Origin of the sequence: Burkholderia arboris (assembly GCF_902499125.1) — a bacterium.
GTDB lineage: Bacteria > Pseudomonadota > Gammaproteobacteria > Burkholderiales > Burkholderiaceae > Burkholderia > Burkholderia arboris.
The window spans coordinates 1-18,740 of record NZ_CABVPX010000005.1; the positions used below are offsets into that span (position 1 = coordinate 1).

The following is an 18,740-nucleotide window of genomic DNA, read 5'->3' on the forward strand; positions in this document are numbered from 1 at the left end:
GTAGCTCAGTTGGTAGAGCGCAACCTTGCCAAGGTTGAGGTCGCGAGTTCGAGACTCGTCTCCCGCTCCAGATTTTTCTGGCAGCGTGTGGTACGGCAAAGCGCTGCAGGTGCAGGACAATGCGGGAGTAGCTCAGTTGGTAGAGCGCAACCTTGCCAAGGTTGAGGTCGCGAGTTCGAGACTCGTCTCCCGCTCCAAGTCATGGGGAAGCCAAGCTTCCCTTTTTATTTGATGGACTTCCGGTCCTCGAATAAAAATCTGTCGCTTGCCTCACGGCATCCGGACAGTCCGCTTTTGGCGCGATAGCAAAGCGGTTATGCAGCGGCCTGCAAAGCCGTTTAGGCCGGTTCGACTCCGGCTCGCGCCTCCAAGTAAGAAGAGAAAAAGCCCTGAGAAATCAGGGCTTTTCTTTTTTCTGCTCCGCTTTCATCCTTGTAAGAAAGTTGCCTGGAGTGGTACAAAGTCGCCTCCAACCACTTAAGAAACACGCGTAACCACGCCTAAGCCGGCTCTTTGGCCGTATAGGCGAGTTCACATCAGCGCATGGCGACCAAGCGATTACGACCTTCCGGAACGTGGGAATACATCATCCGACGTTCAAAGCTCCTCCCAAAGCCACTTTCTCTGACGTTCCAAACCGAAGAGGAGGGCGACGCGTATGTCGCTCGACTGGAGCAGCTGCTCGACGCCGGCATCGTGCCCGCAGACGTCGTAGAGCAACGGGAAATGATCTCGACGACGTTGGACGCTATCCGCGAGTATTTGCGTCGTGTCTCAGTGCCCGATTCGGATGTCCAGGTGCTCAACACATTGCTCGGCCGGTTGCCGACGAAAGCGCTCACCACGATCGACTACGAATGGGCCGAACGATGGGTGACGGGCATGAAGCGCGAGCATCACTTGTCGCCGTCGACGATTCGCCACAATGTTGGGGCGCTTGCCCGCTGTTTCGATTGGGTGGTCAAGTCCGGCACCCCAATGCTCGCGGTCAATCCGCTTCGATTGCTGCCGAAGCGCTACGCGACCTACACCGATGAGGATCGCGTGGCGGTCGAGGCGCAGGACGTCGCGGCGAAAGACGATGTGCATCGCGACCGACGTCCGAGCGCGGCCGAGGAGGTCGAGATCCGGCGCATCATGGCGGGTGGAAAGCCTGAGGGGCGCGAGCGAGTCTTCGAACTACCGTATCGGCCGGCGCTGGTGTTCCTGTTCGAGTTGGCGATCGAGTCTGCGATGCGGATGCGCGAGATGTATACGTTGGATATCGCGCAGTTCGACGTCGACCGCCGGACGGCCGCGCTAGAGCGGACGAAGAACGGCAGCAAGCGTTCGGTGCCGCTCACAACGGTTGCGATTGCCGCGTACGAGCGCTACGTTGCAGCCGTGACAAGTCAGGACCCGGAAATGTGCGGATTCTCGTTTGACGGTGGCCGGCTGTTTCCGTGGATCGACGACATCGAAGCCGCGATGCGTGCGAAGAATTTCCCGCTCCTCAAACGGAAGGTTCTCGAGCGCGTCACAGTGAGGCTGTCGGGCCAGTTCGGCCGCTTATTCAACGCGGCTGGATGCCCGGACCTCGTATTCCATGACCTGCGGCACGAGGCGACGTCGCGGCTGTACGAGCGGACGACATTGAGCGACATCCAAATCGCGAAGATCACGGGCCATACGGACCCGAAGGTGTTGATGCGCTACGCGAACCTGCGAGGGAGTGATCTGGCCGAGCGGCTATGGTAGTTTGCAATAGAGGCGCGCCGATGTCGCCGGCGCGCCTCTATAATGTCCCCATAACTCAACTACGGGGGCGTGAAAGTGGGATTCGAGTACAAGCAATTCAAACATACAAACCTTGCGGATCCGTTCTTCGATTCGCTTAAGGCGGACTACGTGGAATTCGAGGATTGGTTCCACCGAAAGGCAGAAAACTGGGCCTACGTATTCGAACAAGACGATTCGAATTTGATTGATGGATTCCTGTATCTGAAGATCGAGGATGACCCTGTAGCAGACGTGAACCCGCAATTGCCGGCTAAGCGGCGCGTAAAAGTTGGGACATTCAAGATTAACGCGCACGGTACCAAGTTGGGCGAGCGGTTCGTCAAGAAGATCTTCGATCATGCAGTCGAAGAGGGGGCGGAAGAGCTATATGTGACCGTCTTTTCTAAGCACATTGGTTTAATTAATTTGCTCACTCGATATGGATTCGAGAAGGTTGCTGAAAAGGCGACCGCAAATGGCGTCGAGGATGTTATGACGCGCCCAATGCAATGGCGGGGCGAGGTGGATCGTGAAAAAAATTATCCACTAATTAGGCTCGAAGGCTCGTATTATCAGGTTGGAATTTATCCGGGTTATCATACACGCTTGTTGCCTGACTCTATTTTAAATAATGAAGACGTCAGAATTGTAAAGGACGTTTCTCATACAAACAGTATCAACAAGATATATATTGCTGGAATGAAGGGGCTTATGTCGCTGCAGCCCGGTGACAAGATTGTGATGTATCGTACTGGCGACGGCAAAGGGCCGGCGGAGTACAGGGCGGTTGCGACGTCGCTTTGCGTCGTTGAGGAAGTGCGACATATTGATTCGTTCCAGACTGCTGATGATTTTGTGACCTATGCTCGACCGCACAGCGTTTTTCCGGACGATGAGCTGATCGGGTACTACAGAAGTAAGAAGTATCCAATTATTCTGCGTTTTACCTACAACATCGCATTGCGTCGTCGATTGACTCGGCATCATCTCATTGAAAATGTCGGGATCGATAGAAACGCATATCCGGGGTTTTTGGGGCTGACTCGGGATCAATTTAAGCAAATTGCGATTGATGGAGGGGTTGATGAAAGTCTTATTGTCGATTAAGCCGGAGTATGCAGACCGCATACTTAGTGGAGAAAAGCGATTCGAGTTTCGAAAGGCGGTTTTCAAAAATTCCGACGTAAGGACTGTTGTGATTTATGCAACTATGCCAGTTGGAAAGGTGGTCGGCGAATTCGAAATTGATTCGATCTTGAAAGAAAGCCCTAGCAAGCTTTGGCGTACGACAAGAGAGTATTCTGGAATTACGAAGGCATTTTTTGAAACATATTTCAGAGGTCGTAAGGCGGGATATGCGATCGGTGTCAAAACTGTGACTCGCTATGAGACACCTCTAGAGCTACACGCGGTAATTCCTGGCGGAGTGCCGCCACAGTCGTTTCGTTATCTGGATGCTGCGGCGTGAGAATGGGAAGCACTCGGGCGACCGGGGTCAGGGCAGGACGGCCGCGTGCGTTGGGTTGTCGAGGCGATTCAGTAAAGTAGCTTTGTATACCGGAACGCCTCGCCAAACCGGCGAGGCGTTCCATCAATTACGCGGCGTGCGCTGGTGGTAGATCGGGAAGCCGGGGAAGTGTGCGTGCTGTACGGCCGGCTTTACGTACAGACGGCTGCTGCACTTGTCGTTGGATTGCCGCATGCACACGCCGGTCGATTTCTGACTGATCATGGTTTGAGCGACCCTCGATTCGCTCGAGTGTCTGCTTCTGCGCTTGTTCACGTAGGAATGCGACGACATCATCTTCGAGAAAGACCCATGCGCGGCCGATGCGTGCGCCGACGATGTCCCCTTGCTGAGCAAGTCTCATGGCGGTCGTGCGGTCGACTTTGAGGAAGTCAGCGCATTCCTGCAAATCGAAAGTTCTCATCGTGTGCCTTACCCCTTATTGCGAGGTTGCACTCGATCCATGCGTTCGATCTCGGCAAGGATAAGCGCGGCGGCTTTCACCAGTTCTCTACGGCGATCAGTTTCAATCCTGACCACCCAACCGTCCGGCAAGATCGCTTGGCCAAGCGTTGCTCCATCGTTTGTCCCGTTCATCGGCCAGTTGCGCACGCCGGTTGGCATGGCAAAGTACGACGCCATCACGGCAATCTCTTCGCACGTTTGCTCGTCGTCGTGCTCTGAAGTCCAACCTTTCACTTCAATTTGCCTGAGGCGCTCGATGAGCACGTCGCGTGCGGCGTCCGTCAGCGCATCAGCGCAGCTCATTATGTTGTTGGTCATGGTTATTCCCCATTGATGGATGCGGGCAGCGCTCGGCCGAGCTGCATCAAGCCGGTTTCCAGCGTGATGCCGGCAGTTGCTGCCCAGGTGCGCGCGTCCTGCGCGGCTTTGTGGCGAGCGAACGAGCCGATCTCGTCGGCCATCATGTCCAGCAGCTCGACGTCGGCCGCGTGCGAGATCTCGGTGATCAACGCGCGGATATCGATGCGAAGGGCGTCGAGCCGCGTGAGCCTGCCTTGGCGGGCATCCGCCAAGGCTTCGTTCGTCTGGATAGGTTTGCGCCGCGCGAGCGGCGCTTCGTCCTTCTGGATTGCTTTTGCGGGTGTCAGCCCGCCGCAGGCGGACTGCATTGAAGTACCGTTGACGCTCGCCAGTTTGATAGCCGTGCGGCTCGTCGCGTTTTCCCGCTTTCGCGGCAGCGGACGTGGGGTAGAAAGGGCCGGGCGCGAGGTCATTTCGCGCCTCCTGTCGGGAACGGCCACGCGGCCGCGGGGTCAAGACCCGGCTTTGCCTTCTGAGCCGGGAATGCGGCGTTGAGCAGCGACTGATTCGACGCGATTCGCCGCTTATGTTCGATGGCCGTCAACACTTCCGACAAATCAGGGCGATCCCCCTTGGCGGTTGCTGCTGAGAATTCGGTGGTCATATCAGGGTCCGGCATGCCGATGATCTCGTCAGCCCACGCGAGAATCCGCTTGAATGCGGCTTGCTCCGACTTCGTCCGCCCATGAACGGGCGACTTGATCGTGTCGATGAGCCGCGCAGCGCCTGAGCGAATAGCCTGAACGCGTGTCCAGACTGCGCGCGTCTGCGGAGACACCTTCAATGGATCACTCGCGAAGCTGGTGCCGGTGTTGTATTCGATCGCGTAAATCCAAGCTCCGGGAGACGGTTGCGCGATGCGAATGTGTGCGAGCGGCCCCTTGATCCGATCGGTTCGCTCAGGACCACGCAGCGTCTCGACCGGCTCACAGCCACCGTTCTCGTCCGGTTCCGTGACAGGCCAAAATCTTCCGGTGGGTTTTGTGTCGAGCAGGTCGGTAAGCGGCGTCAGCGCTGAGTGAACGGCATCGATTGTCGCGGGTGCCAGTTTCCCGAAGCCATCGTCGTGCAACACCGCCTGCAGAGCTTGCAAAAGTTGCTTTGCGCGCGGCTCGGTAATCTTGGTGGGCGCGGTCGATCGTGCTGACGTTCGCGCTGGAGCTGGTGCCTCGACAGGCGCGTGCTCTACCGGTGACGACTTAGGCGCCGCGTCGAGGTGCTTCTTCGTCACGCGTGCCTTGCCAGACGCTGCTGCCTTTGCCGCACCTTTCTGCAGGCGGTCTAGCGCCTTATCGGCCCCGTGTTCGCGGATCTGTTCGATCGCGAGCGTGCCGGCGACTGCGCCGTCTCGAACCATCTGATGCAGTTCGAGCGGGGCGCGTTCGAGTAGGCCGACGTCGCGGATCGTTTGGTCGGTGACATTCAGGCGCTCGCAGATGGCAGCAAGCGTCATGCCATGAATGTCGCGTAGCTCGGCGACAACGCCGGCCAGCTCAAGCGGCGACGATCGTTTGCTGTCGTTGCTGAGATAGCCGTCGATCACCATTTCGGCGCGGTTGACCGTTTTGGCGTCACGGACGACAACCGGGATCTTGCCGATGTCCTTGCCGGCTTCGATTGCTTTGCCGGCCGCAAGGTAGCGGTGCTGCCCCTTGTACACGTACAGCAGATCCTTCCCGTCGACCTTTCGCGCGTAGCAATGGAGGGGTGAACCCTTGTCATACCCGTTCACCATGATGAGGGCAGTGAGGTGCGTCACCCATTCGGGATCAACCGGTCGGATGTTGTCGGACGGATCGTAGTGAAGTTGACCGTAGGGGACCATCCACAGGTCCGCAGACGTTGCGCCTGCAGCGGCTGCTGCGGCTTTGATGTTCCCGGTCGGGATCGGCGCAGTCAGGTTGAGCTGTTGCGTGCGCTCGTCCATTACGCAACCTCCTGCGTTACCGCCGTTCGAGCCTTGCCGGGCTTCTTCGCTTTGCTGATCGCGTCCGATGCCACCTTGCCCGCCGCGCGCTTCGCGTCGCGCAGGCGCTTGATCGCGCTGGCGCAGTCGCCTTCGCTTGGGGTCGAGATCTGCGTGCCTGCGATCTCGGCACCGTCGAGGATCATGTAAAGCGTGTGGAGGCTGTCGGCCAGCGGCCGGCGGCCTACAACGTACTTGCCGATGAGGATCGGCGTCGTCGGGCGCTTCGCATTGCGGTCGTATCGCGCAACGCTGCGCAGTGACAGGGTGTCTCGACGTTCAATATCGAAGAGGGGTTCGGCTTTGACTTTGATTCGCGGCATGGTGGTCTCCATGACGCCGGGGGCGCTCGCCCCGGCAGGATCAGGGCGGTTTAGACGGTGATTTGGGAGGTGGTCGTCGGTGCGACGATCGGGTCGTCTTGGAAGATGTTGACGGCAACGAACAGCAGGCAGGCAACGATCGTCCATCGAAAGACCTTGGACTTTTCAAAGTTGCTTTGGCGTGCGGGTTCGGACGGCATGATGCGGGGCGATTGTTCTTCGCGGAGCCAGTCGTGACGGGCTTGCGCGTTCAAATCGGTCAACTTCATGGTTGTTCTCCGGTTAAGCGTCGGGCGACGCGACAACCGAATTAAACATCATGTTTAATTGAAGGGCAAACATTTTGTTTACTCTGGCCTACCCAGCGGATTCGAGATATGTGTCAAGGACGTGCGCAGCCATGTCGTGACACCACGACAAGACTGCGAGCAAGTGCTGGGGATTGAGGCGGGGAGGGGGGGTGACGATCTTGCCGTAGGTGGTTACGGCAAAACGAATGTCGGTACTGAAATCGTGGTCGTCAGTAACGTGCCGTTTAGCACGTGTGGATCGGAATGCTTCGAGGTCTACGACGTTACTTGGTCGATCTCCGCTTCGGCGTTTCATTGGTGCTGGTTTCCCCGGAACGCACGGATGCTCTTACGGCAGCGCGTGAGTGTTTAGCGAATGACGCCGCCGAAGATTGCGATATTCCCGCTTCCAGCATTCCTTCCAAAGCACTGATTAACCGTTCTGAGACCAAGCCGTTCGATGCCGCGTCAGTCAGCGCGGAAGCGAGTCGCCGCGCCCGTGTTTCTACATCGGGCTGCGCTACGGACGGTGTCTTGGTATGGCGCTCGTCATGATGGCCGGAGGCGATGTTACTTGAATGTAATGTTTCTTTCGTCGAGCCTTCATCGGCCATGCGGCCGTCGCCCGTTTTGAGCCAGTCAGCGCGGCAACCGATCACCGATGCGGCATGAATCATGCCGGCAGCCGACATCCCGCGACGTTCCCAGTTGTTAAGTAGTTGGGGCGACTCGTTGAGCAGGCGAGCAACGTTTGCGGGGCCTTCAACGTCTTGAAGGTCCTTTGCCGCTCGATACAGCCGCTCAATGGTTTCGTGCAGTTTCCTCATGCGACAAATAGTCGGCGAAGTAAACGTGGCGTTGTTAAACGGTGCGTTTGCAAATCGTATAAACATAGTGTTTAATTCGGGGGATGGATAAGACCGCCCGGATTGAAGCCGACCGCATCATGATCACCCGTCTTGGTGGCCCGGCAAGGGTCGCCGAGCTTCTCGGCTATGAGAGGCATCAGGGCGGCACGCAGCGTGTTTGCAATTGGCTCGCGCGCGGGATTCCTGCAGCCGTGAAGGTCGAACGACCGGATCTCTTTCTCTTCGTTTTTTCCACCGCAAATCCTACCGACGCGCATTGATGCACGACAGGATGAAAGCGGCACATTCCCAAAGCCCCGATATGACCTGCCGATACGACAGTACCGAATGGCTGGACGTGCTCTATACGTCCGTTCGCAACACGCCTGGCGGTGTCGCCGACGCGGCGAACCACCTCACGATCCGGCGCGGAAAGAACATCACGCCGGAATCGCTTCGTCTGCGCCTGCGTGGTGTCGGCGACAGCCGCTTGTCGATGGAAATGTTCGAGCTGCTGGTCGAGTGGATGCAGGAGAAGGCGGAAGGCGAGGTGTACGCGCTCGACGCGCTGCATGCGTTGAACTCGCGTTTCGGTCTCGTGGCCGAACACATCGATGACCACGCGGCTGACGACGTCAGCGAACCTGGCACGCTGCGGCTCGTATCGACGGCGCTGCACCTGCAAGCGCATGTAGGTCTCGTTGCTGACGGCGTGACACGCGCACTGGCGGATCAGCGGATCGACGATCAAGACGCCGAGAAGATCATCGCGACCGGTCGCAAGGGCCAGCGTCTGTTCCAGCGTTTGATTCACGCTGCTCGCAACCTAGCTGCGCGTCGCCGTCGTCGTCATGGAACGGTTTAAGCCCGACATGGGGTGCTGCCGGCCTGACCGTGAACGGGTCGGCCTGTGCTGCTCACGTGAGCAGCAATTGGCGTGCGCTGTCACGACGCTCGCATCCCGATTTGAACGCGCCCCCGTCGAAGCGGGGCGCCTGCTCTCCGACCTGGTCGCCACGTTCCCCGATCGTCTCGCCTCGCTTTTGGCGGAAGCGACCGAAGCGGGGAGCGTGCGCTTGTTCATCGAGCGAGCCGCGCACGCATGCGCTGCGCTCGCAACCAAGGCGGAACGTCACGCGTTCCGCGACCAGCTTACCGATCGTCTCTGCGCGCTGGACCTTGCCGCGTTCGACGATCTCATGTCCGCCGAATGGCGTCGACAACGCGGCAAATAACCGGAGACCCCCGTGAACGTGAACGGAATCAGTAGCGCGTTGCGACGCGGCACATCGCAGTACGGCCGCTCGCCGAGCGGACGGCAGTGTTATGCAGCCGGCCGGGCAGCGTGGCGCAGCTTTTCCCACAAGGTTGAACGCGACCGCCGCCTCACCGAGCTGGATGCGGATCGGCGTGCGAGCTAACAGGGCGCAGCTCAACGAATTGTGATCTGGCCGCGACAAGCGGCCAAAGTTACTTTGACAGAGGAAATTATTGTATGGCGACACTGGACCAGATCATTCAGCAATTGCGTGCGGCGGGGCATCCCGACCTGCCCGCCGGCCATCCGGTAGCGGACGGCAAACACCATCGGTACGGGCCGCGCAAGAAATACTGGTATCAGCTTCGCGAGGTCGTCAGCAAGGGCGCGACGATCGGCTATGGCGGGACATTCGGCCATTTCTCCGGTGACGATCCGGGCACCGAGCGATTCGAGTGGAGCGGCGCACCGATGAGCGAGGAAGTGCTTGCGGAGACGCGTCGCCGGCAGGAGGCCGCCGACCGTGAGCAGGCCGAGCGTGATGCGCGTCAGGCGAAGCTCGCCGCGAACCGCGCGCAGGATCAGTGGAACCGTGCGGCAGAGGACGGCACGTCCGCCTATCTCGACCGCAAGCACCTCACAGCCGAAGGCGTGCGTTTCGATGCAGACGGCACGATCTTCGTGCCGATGTATCAGTACGGCGACGACACTCGTCTCGTCGGTCTGCAGAAGATCACGCCGGACGGCGCGAAGCGCTTCAACAAGGGCATGGAAAAGAAGGGTGCTTCGTATCTGCTCGGCGACGTCGGTACAGACGACCAGATCGTGCTGGTCGCCGAAGGCTATGCAACCGCGCGTGCGATCCGTATGGCGATCGACGACGCGTTCGCCGTCGATATCTGCTTCGATGCGGGCGGCATCCTCCCGGCCGTTCGCTACCTGCGTGCGATGTATCCGGACGTGCACGTGCTGGTCTGCGCTGATGACGACTGGAAGATCGAGCAGCGCATGCGCGACTGGCTCGCCGACGAGTTCGGCTTCCGTGGTGAGCTGGTGTTTGGTGCCGACCCCGTGCGGATCGAGGCGAAGAGCACCTGGTACATGGTTGCCGCATCGCGCCGTCGTGACGACAACGGCGTGCCGTACGTCGAGGCGAGCTACGGCAACGACGTGATGCCGCTGCGCCGTAAGCGCTTCGAGAACACGGGCCTGAAGCGTGCGTACGAGGCGGCAGCGACTGTCGACGACGTCAGTGTCGTCTATCCGGTATTCGCCAATCGCGGCGAGCGCAAGCTGACCGATTTCAACGACCTACACGTCGAAGATGGCTTCGAGGCAGTCGAGGCGCAGGTGCAAGCGGCAATCTTGCGCGTCATCGCGCCAGCGAACGAAGAGATCCGGCCGGCGACGGTCGCTATGCCGACCGCGGAAGTCACGCAGACGAAGCCCGCCGCGACGTCCGCTGCCGCGAAACAGGCGGAATGGGACGGCCGTGAAGCAGAGAACGGCGCACACACGTGGGAGCAGGATCTGGCGCGATCGGACAAGGGCCGGCTGCTGCCGACGCTCGGGAACGTGCACCTGATCCTGTCGAACCACAAGGCGTGGCAGGGCGTGATCGAGCAGGACGACTTCGGTGGTCGCGTGATGAAGCGCAAAGCGCCGCCGTTCCCGCAGGGTGTGACGGGCGAGTGGACCGACATGGATGACCAGCGGACCGTTCTCTGGTTGTCCCAACGGTACGGCCTTGATACGCGCACCGATATCGTGATGAACGCGGTCCTGCTGGTAGCGGATGCGACCCACTTCCATGAAGTGCGCGAATACCTCGAAGGGTTGAAATGGGACGGCGTGTCGCGCGTGCGATCGATGCCGTCGACATACCTGCGTGTCGCCGACAGCGAGTATGTGCAACTCGCGTTCACGAAGTGGATGATCGCGGCCGTCGCGCGCGTGATGGAGCCGGGCTGCAAGGTCGACAACGTCCTGATCCTCGAAGGCAAACAGGGGCACCGCAAGTCGACGGCGCTGAAGGTGCTGGCCGGCGCTCCGTGGTTCACCGACACGCCGATCCAGATCGGCAACAAAGACACGTACGCGGTGCTGGCCGGAAAGTGGGTGATCGAGTTGGCCGAACTGGACTCGTTGAACAAGGCCGACTCGTCGGCGGTGAAAAGCTTCTTCGCGACGGCCGTCGACCGGTTTCGCAACTTCTATGGCAAGCGAGCGACCGACGTCCCGCGCCAGTGCGTGTTCGCTGGCTCGGTCAACTTCGACACGTACCTGAAGGACGAGTCGGGCAACCGGCGATATTGGCCGCTGCGTGTCGGCGGTCTGGTCGACATCGACGGCATTGTGGCCGTTCGTGAACAGCTTTGGGCGGAAGCCGTACACCTGTATCGCTCGGGCGTCGTGTGGCACGTAGAAGAGCATGAGCGCCCGCTGTTCGAGATCGAGCAGGCGGAGCGCTACGAAGGCGACGTGTACGAGGACAAGATCGCCAAAGCCCTGGAATTCGTGCCGCGCACGACGATGGAAGAGATCCTCGCGGACATTCTGAAGCTCGACACATCGAAGTGGACGCTGGCAGAGCAGCGCCGTATCGGCAAGGCGTTGAAGTCGCTCGGGTGGGTACGCAAGCGCGAGTCGACCGGTTCGCGCGGTTGGTACTACGTGAAGGAAGAGCAGCAGCCGGAAGTGGAGCGCGAACTGGTCGCAGCGGGTGATGACGACAGTCCGCTGTGATCGAGTGGCGCGCTGTGCCTGCACGGTAAGCGCGCCACTTGCCACGTCTTGGCGCGCTGCGGACGTCCCATGTCCCAATGTCCCAAGGCGCGGTCTCGGGCGCGGGTGCAGGTGCGCGACATGCGCGACGTGAGCGGCGCATGTCGCGCATGTCGCAGGCGCGCACCCCGACAAGCCTTTTCCCTTGGGACATTGGGACATTAGGACGAATAGGAGAGAGTGATGATCGATTTGAAAGAGCGGGTGGGCGTTGCGATGAGCGTTCGTGGTCAGTTCACCGACCCGATTGCCGATCCTAAAGTTACTTTGGGCGCGCTCGCCTTTGCGAACGATCTCGGGAGCTTGCTGGCCCGAATCAAGGCCGGGCCGCTGCCGACGCCCGCGATGGTTCGGCGTGCAACGTTGCTGTTGGCGCAGATGATCCGGACGTCGGGCCGATTCAAGCGTGCGCGGTTCACGGGCCTGTCGCGCGACGAGCGTCGCGATCAACGTGCGGGGCACGCTGTCGAGCGTTCGAAGGTCGACATCGTCGAGCGATTCGCGCTGCGGTTGCTGGACGAGTGGGTGAACGATCAGTGTGTCGAATGTGAGGGGCGTGGTGTCGTGCGTCGCGCGCGTGCCGTCACGACGTCAACGCACGCGTGCGGTGTGTGTGGTGGCAGCGGGAAGGAGTGTGTATCAGAGGAGCGTATCCCCTTCTTCGAGGGGCGTAACGGACCGCTGGTCTTTCGGGAATACGAACCATGCGACGACTGCGGCGGGATGGGGCGGATTGCGGCGTCGCCGGCTTCGGATTCGAAGGGCCGGCATATTTGCCCCTGCTGTTCCGGTTCTGGCAAGCGGCAGGTCGACGACGCTGGCCGGGCGCACGCGCTCGGCGTATCGCTCGACGAGTATCGGAAGAACTGGTCGTGGCGCTTTCACGACATGCTCGCGCTGTTGGATACGGTAGATGGATCGGTGTACGACACATTGCGGCGGCAATTGCGAGGATGAAACGTATTCCATTTCAAGAGCGGATCGCGTAAACTTTGCACATCCTTTACCGCGTCACTGGATACGTGAGCGACCGCACACTCGTGTCGCAACCTTCGCCCGACAGGCGTACTGAATCGCGGGAGCGCCGCGACCAACAACGATAACTGTCTGTCGGGATCTGTTGGGAGGGCGTTCGCCCTTACGAAATGAATATCGAAGCCCTGAGTGCGAAAGCCCTCAGGGCTTTTTGCATTGGGGCGCTGAAATGCGAATCGAGTCGACGAGCGCCGGGCCGAGCGAGGTCTGGTCGACGTGGGATGAAGATCGAAGCATGGGGCGCGTTACCGCGCGGTGCTTCGTGTTTGACGATGCGATGGACCGCGTTGTGTGGGCGATGGACCGAGCGGGCGACGGCGTGACCGCCGATGTCGCGATCGGTGCGGGTCTGCCTACTTTTTGAGCAGGCGGGGACCCTCCGGGCATCGCCATACGCGGGGGCTCGCACCCGCGTTTTTTCTCTACTGGCGAGTTTCCATAGGGGGTCATATTCATGCCGACTCAGCAGCAGATCGCCGACCATCTCGACCTGGACCAGTCGGCCGTTTCGCGGTTCGTTGACAAGGTCCGGCTAGATTACCGCGCCGTGTCGATCGACGAGATCCGCATCGCCTACATTCGGCACTTGCGCGAGGTCGCGGCCGGCCGTTCCAGCGAGACCGGGATCGATCTCGTCGCGGAGCGCGCGATGACGGAGCGCGTCGATCGTGAGATCAAGCTGCTCACGCTGGCCGAGAAGAAGGGGCAACTCGTCAACGCGGCGCAACTCGAACAGGCGTACGGCCTGATGGTCGGCGCATTTCAAACGGAGCTGCTGTCGCTGTCCGACAAGCTGGTGCAGGAGCTGCACACGCTATACGGCGTCGGGGTAGACGTCGAATGGTTGAATGAGCACATATATGGATGCCTTGAGCAGCTTTCTGAATACGACCCAGACAGTCAACGCAGTGATTCGCCGGATCGCGAAGATGCTGCGTCCGCCGGAGCGGATTGGGACGACGGAATGGGCGCGCAAACATCGTAGGTTGAGCGCGAAGGGATCGGCCAGCCCCGGCCGGTACAACCCGAACATCACGCCGTGGGTGTTCGGCATGCACGAAGCGCTGGACGATCCGACCGTGCAGAAGGTCGTGTGCATGAAATCGGCGCAGGTCGCGTGGACGGACGGCGTGCTGCTGAACTACATCGGCAAGCGGATCGACGTCGATCCGTGTCCGATGATCGTCATGTTCCCGAAAGAGAAGACGGCGAAGAAGTTCAACCTGGAGAAGTTCGAGCCGATGGTCGAGGTGACGCCTCGCCTGTCGGCAAAGCTACCGGTGCACGCGGCCCGTGACAAAAACAACTTGTGGGATCACAAGACGTTCGCGCGCGGCTTCCTGAAGTTCATCACGTCGAACGCGCCGGACGACGTGAAGTCGACGCCGGCCCCGGTCGTCGCGGTCGAGGAGCCGGACGACGCGAACACGAACGTGCGCGAGCAAGGCGACTCGATCACGCTGCTGGAGGAGCGGAACAAAAGCTATTCCGATCGGCGACGCAAGATGATCTTGGGCGGCACGCCGACCGTCGACGGCCTGTCACGTATCCAGCAGGGCTATGCGGCGTCGGATCAGCGCGTGTATCTGGTGCCGTGCTCCGATTGCGACGAAGAGCACGAACTGGCGTGGGAGAACGTCACCTGGAGCGAAGGCGCCGAAGTCGAGCATGAGGTCTACGGCCGCGCACAACCGGAGACGGCCCGGTACACCTGTCCACATTGCGGCTCGCTGTGGGACGACGCGACGCGCATCCGCGCTGTTCGTCGTGGGCGATGGGTCGCGACGGCACCATTCCACGGCGTTGCCGGCTTCCGCATCAACGAGCTGGTGTCGCCGTTCCCCGGCTCGAACATGGCGGAGCTGGTCAAGAAGTGGCTGACGGCCGAGCGAGCGCTGCGCGAGGGCGACGATACGAAGATGCGTTCCTTCGTGAACAACTCTCAGGGGCGGCCGTACAAATACAAGACCGATCTGCCCGAGCTGGACGTGCTCGCGGAACGAGCGCTGCCGTACGCGGAGCTGACGGTGCCGACCGGTGGTCTGCTGTTGACGCTGGGCGTCGACGTGCAGCACGACCGCCTTGCGGTAATCGTGCGCGCATGGGGACGTGGCGAGGAAAGTTGGCTCGTCGTATGGGGTGAGATTTACGGCAATGTGACCGATCAGCAGCAAGACCCGATGACGGGTGGTGTATGGGGCGCGTTGACGACGATGCTTACGCACTCGTACCGGCACGAGAATGGCTGGCAACTCCGCGTACGCGCAACGTCGATCGATTCGTCGGACGGCGCGACGTCGGACGCGGTATACAAGTATGTGCGTGCTGCGCAGAAGGCCGGTCATAACGTCATGGCCGCCAAGGGCAGCAGCGAAGCCGATGCCGAGATTTTCAGCGTGCCGAAGGCGTCGATCGACTCGACGCGCAACAACAGCAAGGCGGCGAAGTATGGTCTGCGGCCGTATATGGTCGGCGTGAGCCGGGCGAAGGATCTGATCCTCGAAAACCGACTCAAGCTCGAAGGCAACGGGCCGGGTCGCATGCACTGGTATAGCGGCGTGCGCAGCGATTACCTGTCGCAGCTCACGGCCGAGGTCAAGGTGCCGGGACCACGTGGTGGTAAGCGCGTGTGGAAGAAGATCAGTCAGAGAAACGAGGCGCTGGACTGCGAAGGGTACGCCATGCACGCGGCCCGCAGCATGAAGGTGCACCTGATGACCGAGGCGCACTGGCAGGTCGAGCAGCATCGCGCGTCGCAGATCTCGCTGTTCGATGCGGTTCCGGTGCTGGAGGTGCTGCCTTCGGTGATCCCGGTCGAGGTGCTTCCCGATCCGCCGGCTGAAGAGGTCGTTACCGAGATTCCGCGGCCGTCGCCGCCAGTAGTAAAACCCGTCGAAACCCCGCCTCCGAGCGGGGTTTCGCGCATTCAGGGCCGTCGTGTTGCTCGGTCGACCTACCTGAAGCGCCGCTAAATGAGGGAATCGCATGGCATACACAAAGCAGGATCTGGAGCGCATCCAGTCGGCAATCGCGAAGGGTGAGCTGGAAGTCCAGTATGCCGACCGGCGAGTTAAATATCGCTCGATTGGGGAGCTGCGCGAAGCCCGTACCGAGATCATTCGCGCTCTGAACGGCGCGGCCGGGCGTTCGTCAATCGTTCGGATTCGTCACGCCGGCAAGGGGGTGCGATGAAGTCGGGTTTTCCGTCACTCGCGCGGCGCGGATTCGTGGTGCCGACGCGTCTGAAAGCGGCGGCCTACGAGTCGGCGAGCACAACGGGCGCGCGGGCGAAGTCGTGGCGGGCGTCGGGCGCGGGACCGAATGCAGCGGCGGCACAAAACCTGCCGCTGTTGCGCTCGCGTGCTCGCGACGCGATCCGAAACGATCCGTGGGCGAAGACGGCGATCGCGCGGCTCGTATCGAACACGATCGGGAACGGCATCCAAGCGCACCCGCAGCATTCGAACGATGCGGTGCGCAAGTTGCAAAAGCAACTTTGGGAGGATAGCTGCGAGGAGATCGACGCGGACGATCTGTTCGATATGGCAGGTGTGCAGACGCTCGCAGCGCGTGCGTTCTTCAGCGACGGCGAGGTGCTGGTGCGTCGTCAGTTGCGCAGTCCGAGCGAGGGCTTGGCGGTCCCGATGCAGATCCGGCTTCTCGAAGGCGATCTGCTTCCGATGGAGAAGAACGAGATCGTGCCGGGCGGGGGTGAGATCGTGAACGGCGTCGAGTTCAACACGGTCGGTCGACGCGTTGCGTATCACCTGCTGCAGCGTCATCCCGGCGAGTACGGGCGTGCGTCGACGACCAACATGCAGACCGTACGCGTGCCGGCCGACGAGATCGCGCACGTTTTCCTCGCGCTGCGGCCCGGCCAGGTGCGCGGCGTCCCGGAACTGTCGACGGTGCTGCTGCGGCTCAAGTCGCTGGACAACTTCGACGATGCGGTGCTGTTCCGGCAGGAGGTCAGCAACCTCTTCGCCGGGTTCATCACGAAGCCGCCGGCAGAGCCGGGTTTTCCGGGAGATCCGGTGACGGGTGGCGAAATGCAATACGACGTCGACGGCTTCTCGCCGGTCGTGTCGCTCGAACCGGGGAGCATGCAGGAGCTGGCTCCGGGTGAAAGCGTCACGTTTGCAGAGCCGCCGGGCGCAGGCACCGACTACGGGCCATTCATGCGTCAGCAACTGATGGCCGCTGCGGCGTCGGTGGGCATGCCGTACGAGGTCATGACGGGCGATCTGCGCGATGTGAGCGATCGTGTGCTGCGGGTGATCTTGAATGAGTTCCGGCGGTCGGTCGAGCAGATCCAGTGGAACGTGTTCATTCATCAGTTTTGCCGGAAGGTCTGGCGCTGGTGGGTCGACGCGTGCGCGTTGTCGGGCGCGATGCCGATGCCGGACTACTACCGACGTCGGCGCGAGTATCTGCGGGTGCGGTGGGTGCCGCAGGGCTGGCCGTATATCCATCCGGTGCAGGACGTCACGGCAAAGCGGATGGAGATCCGCTCCGGGCTGGCGAGCCGGACGGGTGCGGTGCTTTCGCGGGGTGATGACCCGGAGCAGGTCGACCGGGAGAACGCGGACGATCTTGCGCGCGAGCGCCGGCTCGGAATTCGATATGACACGCTCGATCCGGTCGACGGGGCGGGCGATCTTTCTAATGGGGATGGCGAATGAAAGGGAAAAAGCGGTGGTGGGACATCCGCGCGCAGGCGAACGCGGCGGGCGGGAACGAGGTCGAGATCCGGATCTATGGCGACATCGGATTCTGGGGCACCGATGCCGATCTGTTTATCGCGAAGCTCGACGAGGTGGCGTCGAACGCGACGTCCATCGTTGTCGCGATCAACTCGATGGGCGGGGACGTGTTCGACGCGTTTGCGATCTACAACGCGGTTCGTCGACATGCCGGAAAAGTGACGGGGCGCGTCGACGGCATTGCCGCGTCGGCAGCGTCGTTGATTCTGATGGCGTGCGACACGATCGAGATGCCGTCGAACGCGAGGCTGATGATTCATAACCCGCACACGGTCGCGGCCGGAGAGTCTGGCGATCTGCGCAAGCTCGCTGATCTACTGGACAGTACGTCCGACAGCATGCTGGCGGCTTACGTCGAGCGTAGCGGCCGGACCGAAGAGGAGGTCCGCACGATCATGGATGCCGAGACCTGGCTCACCGCCGCGGAGGCGAAGGAGCAAGGTTTCTGCGACGCGATTGTCGATCCGATCCGCATCGACGCAAATGCAGGAGCGGCCCGGCTCGCTGCGCGCTATGCGGCTGTGCCTGCCGAAATCGTGGCGGTACTGGAGAGCGACGGCGAGGTGCCGCTGGTCAATCCGCCGGCTGATCCTGCGCCGCAGTCGCAACCGCCGGCAACACCAGACGTCACGGCGCTCGCGTCGCATGTGTACGCGTCGTGTCGCGACGCGCGGATCGAACACTGCGCCGAAGGCATCGTTCTGGCGACCGGCCTGCGGGACCGCGCGACGGTCGACGCTGCGATCAGCAGTGCGCAGGACATCGCCGGTATCTGTCTGGCCGCGAGCCTGACCGAGCTGACGGCCGGCTTCGTCTCCGATGGCCTGACGCCGGATCAGGTGCGCGCGCGGCTGTTCGAGCGTGTCACGGCCTCGCAGAAGCCGATCAACCATCGTGCTACTCCGGTTGCGCCTCAAGACGCACCCGTGGTCGCGAATGCGCCGCGTGCGGCGTCCATCTACGCGGCTCGCAAGAGCGGCAAGTAACTTTGACGTAACCCGAGGAGGGGAAAACTCATGTCGAACGTGAAGCATCAAGGCGTGCTGCCGGCCGAATTTCTCGTGTCGGAGGGCAGTGGGCAGATCTCGCGCGAGCGGATCGTCGTTAAGGCCGGTCCGGCGCTGCCGGCGGGCCGGCTGCTGGGTGTGACGAGTACCGGTGAATATGCACCTTACGACAACGCAGCAAACGACGGTTCGGAGGTCGCCGCTGCGATTCTCTATGCGCCGCTGGCAGCGTCCGAAGCGCCGCGACCGGCGACGGGTGTCGTCCGGCTCGCCGAAGTCACTGGCGCGCTGCTCACGGGTCTCGATGCTGCTGGTCGTAGCGATCTCGCCGAGCGCCACGTGATCGTCCGCTGATCGCAAGACACCCCATTCAAGG

General features: G+C 61.2%; 21 protein-coding genes and 2 tRNA genes. 16 read left to right on the forward strand and 7 right to left on the reverse strand.

Going from position 1 to position 18,740, the window contains the following annotated elements; all coding sequences use genetic code 11:
* Nucleotides 1-121: 121 nt before the first annotated feature.
* The 5 genes from BLA15945_RS07595 to BLA15945_RS07615 all read left to right on the forward strand — a co-directional run bounded on the left by BLA15945_RS07595 (nucleotide 122) and on the right by BLA15945_RS07615 (nucleotide 3,226).
* Nucleotides 122-197: transfer RNA gene (locus BLA15945_RS07595), tRNA-Gly, on the forward strand.
* 99 nt (nucleotides 198-296) lie between these two features.
* Nucleotides 297-370, forward strand: a tRNA-Cys gene (locus tag BLA15945_RS07600).
* A 173-nt stretch (nucleotides 371-543) separates the two neighbouring features.
* Nucleotides 544-1,737, forward strand: coding sequence for a site-specific integrase (locus BLA15945_RS07605; RefSeq protein WP_174991950.1), 1,194 nt, complete (start codon nucleotides 544-546; stop codon nucleotides 1,735-1,737).
* Between the two features lie 150 nt (nucleotides 1,738-1,887).
* Nucleotides 1,888-2,865 (forward strand): N-acetyltransferase, encoded by a 978-nt coding sequence (locus tag BLA15945_RS07610; protein WP_233464147.1) that lies wholly within the window; start codon nucleotides 1,888-1,890, stop codon nucleotides 2,863-2,865.
* Nucleotides 2,843-3,226, forward strand: coding sequence for an ASCH domain-containing protein (locus BLA15945_RS07615; RefSeq protein WP_174991952.1), 384 nt, complete (start codon nucleotides 2,843-2,845; stop codon nucleotides 3,224-3,226). The genes BLA15945_RS07610 and BLA15945_RS07615 overlap by 23 nt, the downstream gene beginning before the upstream one ends.
* A 127-nt stretch (nucleotides 3,227-3,353) precedes the next feature.
* On the opposite strand, the gene BLA15945_RS07620 is transcribed toward BLA15945_RS07615, so the two are convergent.
* The 7 genes from BLA15945_RS07620 to BLA15945_RS07650 form a co-directional block, all read right to left on the reverse strand.
* Nucleotides 3,354-3,689, reverse strand: coding sequence for a helix-turn-helix domain-containing protein (locus BLA15945_RS07620; RefSeq protein WP_174991953.1), 336 nt, complete (start codon nucleotides 3,687-3,689; stop codon nucleotides 3,354-3,356).
* Between the two features lie 8 nt (nucleotides 3,690-3,697).
* On the reverse strand, nucleotides 3,698-4,048 hold the full coding sequence (locus BLA15945_RS07625) for a hypothetical protein (RefSeq protein WP_174991954.1): 351 nt from the start codon (nucleotides 4,046-4,048) through the stop codon (nucleotides 3,698-3,700).
* A gap of 2 nt (nucleotides 4,049-4,050) precedes the next feature.
* Nucleotides 4,051-4,503, reverse strand: a complete 453-nt coding sequence (locus BLA15945_RS07630) for a hypothetical protein (protein WP_233464148.1) — start codon at nucleotides 4,501-4,503, stop codon at nucleotides 4,051-4,053.
* Nucleotides 4,500-6,017, reverse strand: a complete 1,518-nt coding sequence (locus BLA15945_RS07635) for a pyridoxal phosphate biosynthetic protein PdxJ (protein ID WP_174991955.1) — start codon at nucleotides 6,015-6,017, stop codon at nucleotides 4,500-4,502. The genes BLA15945_RS07630 and BLA15945_RS07635 overlap by 4 nt, the downstream gene beginning before the upstream one ends.
* Nucleotides 6,017-6,379 carry a beta-hexosaminidase gene (locus BLA15945_RS07640; protein ID WP_174991956.1) on the reverse strand — a complete coding sequence of 121 codons (363 nt, stop codon included), beginning with the start codon at nucleotides 6,377-6,379 and terminating at the stop codon, nucleotides 6,017-6,019. The genes BLA15945_RS07635 and BLA15945_RS07640 overlap by 1 nt, the downstream gene beginning before the upstream one ends.
* A gap of 50 nt (nucleotides 6,380-6,429) precedes the next feature.
* Entirely contained in the window at nucleotides 6,430-6,648 is a 219-nt protein-coding gene (locus tag BLA15945_RS07645) for a hypothetical protein (RefSeq protein ID WP_174991957.1), read from the reverse strand.
* A gap of 305 nt (nucleotides 6,649-6,953) precedes the next feature.
* Nucleotides 6,954-7,496, reverse strand: coding sequence for a hypothetical protein (locus BLA15945_RS07650; protein WP_174991958.1), 543 nt, complete (start codon nucleotides 7,494-7,496; stop codon nucleotides 6,954-6,956).
* An 83-nt stretch (nucleotides 7,497-7,579) separates the two neighbouring features.
* On the opposite strand from BLA15945_RS07650, the gene BLA15945_RS07655 reads away from it, so the two are divergent.
* The 11 genes from BLA15945_RS07655 to BLA15945_RS07705 all read left to right on the forward strand — a co-directional run bounded on the left by BLA15945_RS07655 (nucleotide 7,580) and on the right by BLA15945_RS07705 (nucleotide 18,718).
* Nucleotides 7,580-7,798, forward strand: coding sequence for a hypothetical protein (locus BLA15945_RS07655; protein WP_174991959.1), 219 nt, complete (start codon nucleotides 7,580-7,582; stop codon nucleotides 7,796-7,798).
* Between the two features lie 41 nt (nucleotides 7,799-7,839).
* A complete protein-coding gene (locus BLA15945_RS07660) occupies nucleotides 7,840-8,382 on the forward strand; it encodes a phage regulatory CII family protein (RefSeq protein WP_174992103.1) in 543 nt (180 codons plus the stop codon).
* On the forward strand, nucleotides 8,369-8,752 hold the full coding sequence (locus BLA15945_RS07665; protein ID WP_174991960.1) for a hypothetical protein: 384 nt from the start codon (nucleotides 8,369-8,371) through the stop codon (nucleotides 8,750-8,752). Before BLA15945_RS07660 ends, BLA15945_RS07665 begins: the two co-directional genes overlap by 14 nt.
* 260 nt (nucleotides 8,753-9,012) lie before the next feature.
* Nucleotides 9,013-11,520 (forward strand): VapE domain-containing protein, encoded by a 2,508-nt coding sequence (locus tag BLA15945_RS07670; protein ID WP_174991961.1) that lies wholly within the window; start codon nucleotides 9,013-9,015, stop codon nucleotides 11,518-11,520.
* A gap of 222 nt (nucleotides 11,521-11,742) precedes the next feature.
* Nucleotides 11,743-12,516, forward strand: coding sequence for a zinc finger-like domain-containing protein (locus BLA15945_RS07675; protein ID WP_174991962.1), 774 nt, complete (start codon nucleotides 11,743-11,745; stop codon nucleotides 12,514-12,516).
* A gap of 532 nt (nucleotides 12,517-13,048) precedes the next feature.
* Nucleotides 13,049-13,579: a MarR family transcriptional regulator gene (locus tag BLA15945_RS07680; RefSeq protein ID WP_174991963.1), complete on the forward strand. Its 531-nt coding sequence runs from the start codon at nucleotides 13,049-13,051 to the stop codon at nucleotides 13,577-13,579.
* Nucleotides 13,524-15,566 carry a phage terminase large subunit family protein gene (locus tag BLA15945_RS07685; protein WP_320205715.1) on the forward strand — a complete coding sequence of 681 codons (2,043 nt, stop codon included), beginning with the start codon at nucleotides 13,524-13,526 and terminating at the stop codon, nucleotides 15,564-15,566. Before BLA15945_RS07680 ends, BLA15945_RS07685 begins: the two co-directional genes overlap by 56 nt.
* Nucleotides 15,567-15,579: 13 nt before the next feature.
* Nucleotides 15,580-15,786: a phage head-tail joining protein gene (locus BLA15945_RS07690; RefSeq protein WP_048248427.1), complete on the forward strand. Its 207-nt coding sequence runs from the start codon at nucleotides 15,580-15,582 to the stop codon at nucleotides 15,784-15,786.
* Nucleotides 15,783-17,276 carry a phage portal protein gene (locus tag BLA15945_RS07695; RefSeq protein WP_174991964.1) on the forward strand — a complete coding sequence of 498 codons (1,494 nt, stop codon included), beginning with the start codon at nucleotides 15,783-15,785 and terminating at the stop codon, nucleotides 17,274-17,276. Before BLA15945_RS07690 ends, BLA15945_RS07695 begins: the two co-directional genes overlap by 4 nt.
* Nucleotides 17,273-18,343: a head maturation protease, ClpP-related gene (locus BLA15945_RS07700; RefSeq protein WP_174991965.1), complete on the forward strand. Its 1,071-nt coding sequence runs from the start codon at nucleotides 17,273-17,275 to the stop codon at nucleotides 18,341-18,343. The genes BLA15945_RS07695 and BLA15945_RS07700 overlap by 4 nt, the downstream gene beginning before the upstream one ends.
* 30 nt (nucleotides 18,344-18,373) lie before the next feature.
* Nucleotides 18,374-18,718 (forward strand): head decoration protein, encoded by a 345-nt coding sequence (locus tag BLA15945_RS07705; RefSeq protein WP_174991966.1) that lies wholly within the window; start codon nucleotides 18,374-18,376, stop codon nucleotides 18,716-18,718.
* Nucleotides 18,719-18,740 lie beyond the last annotated feature (22 nt).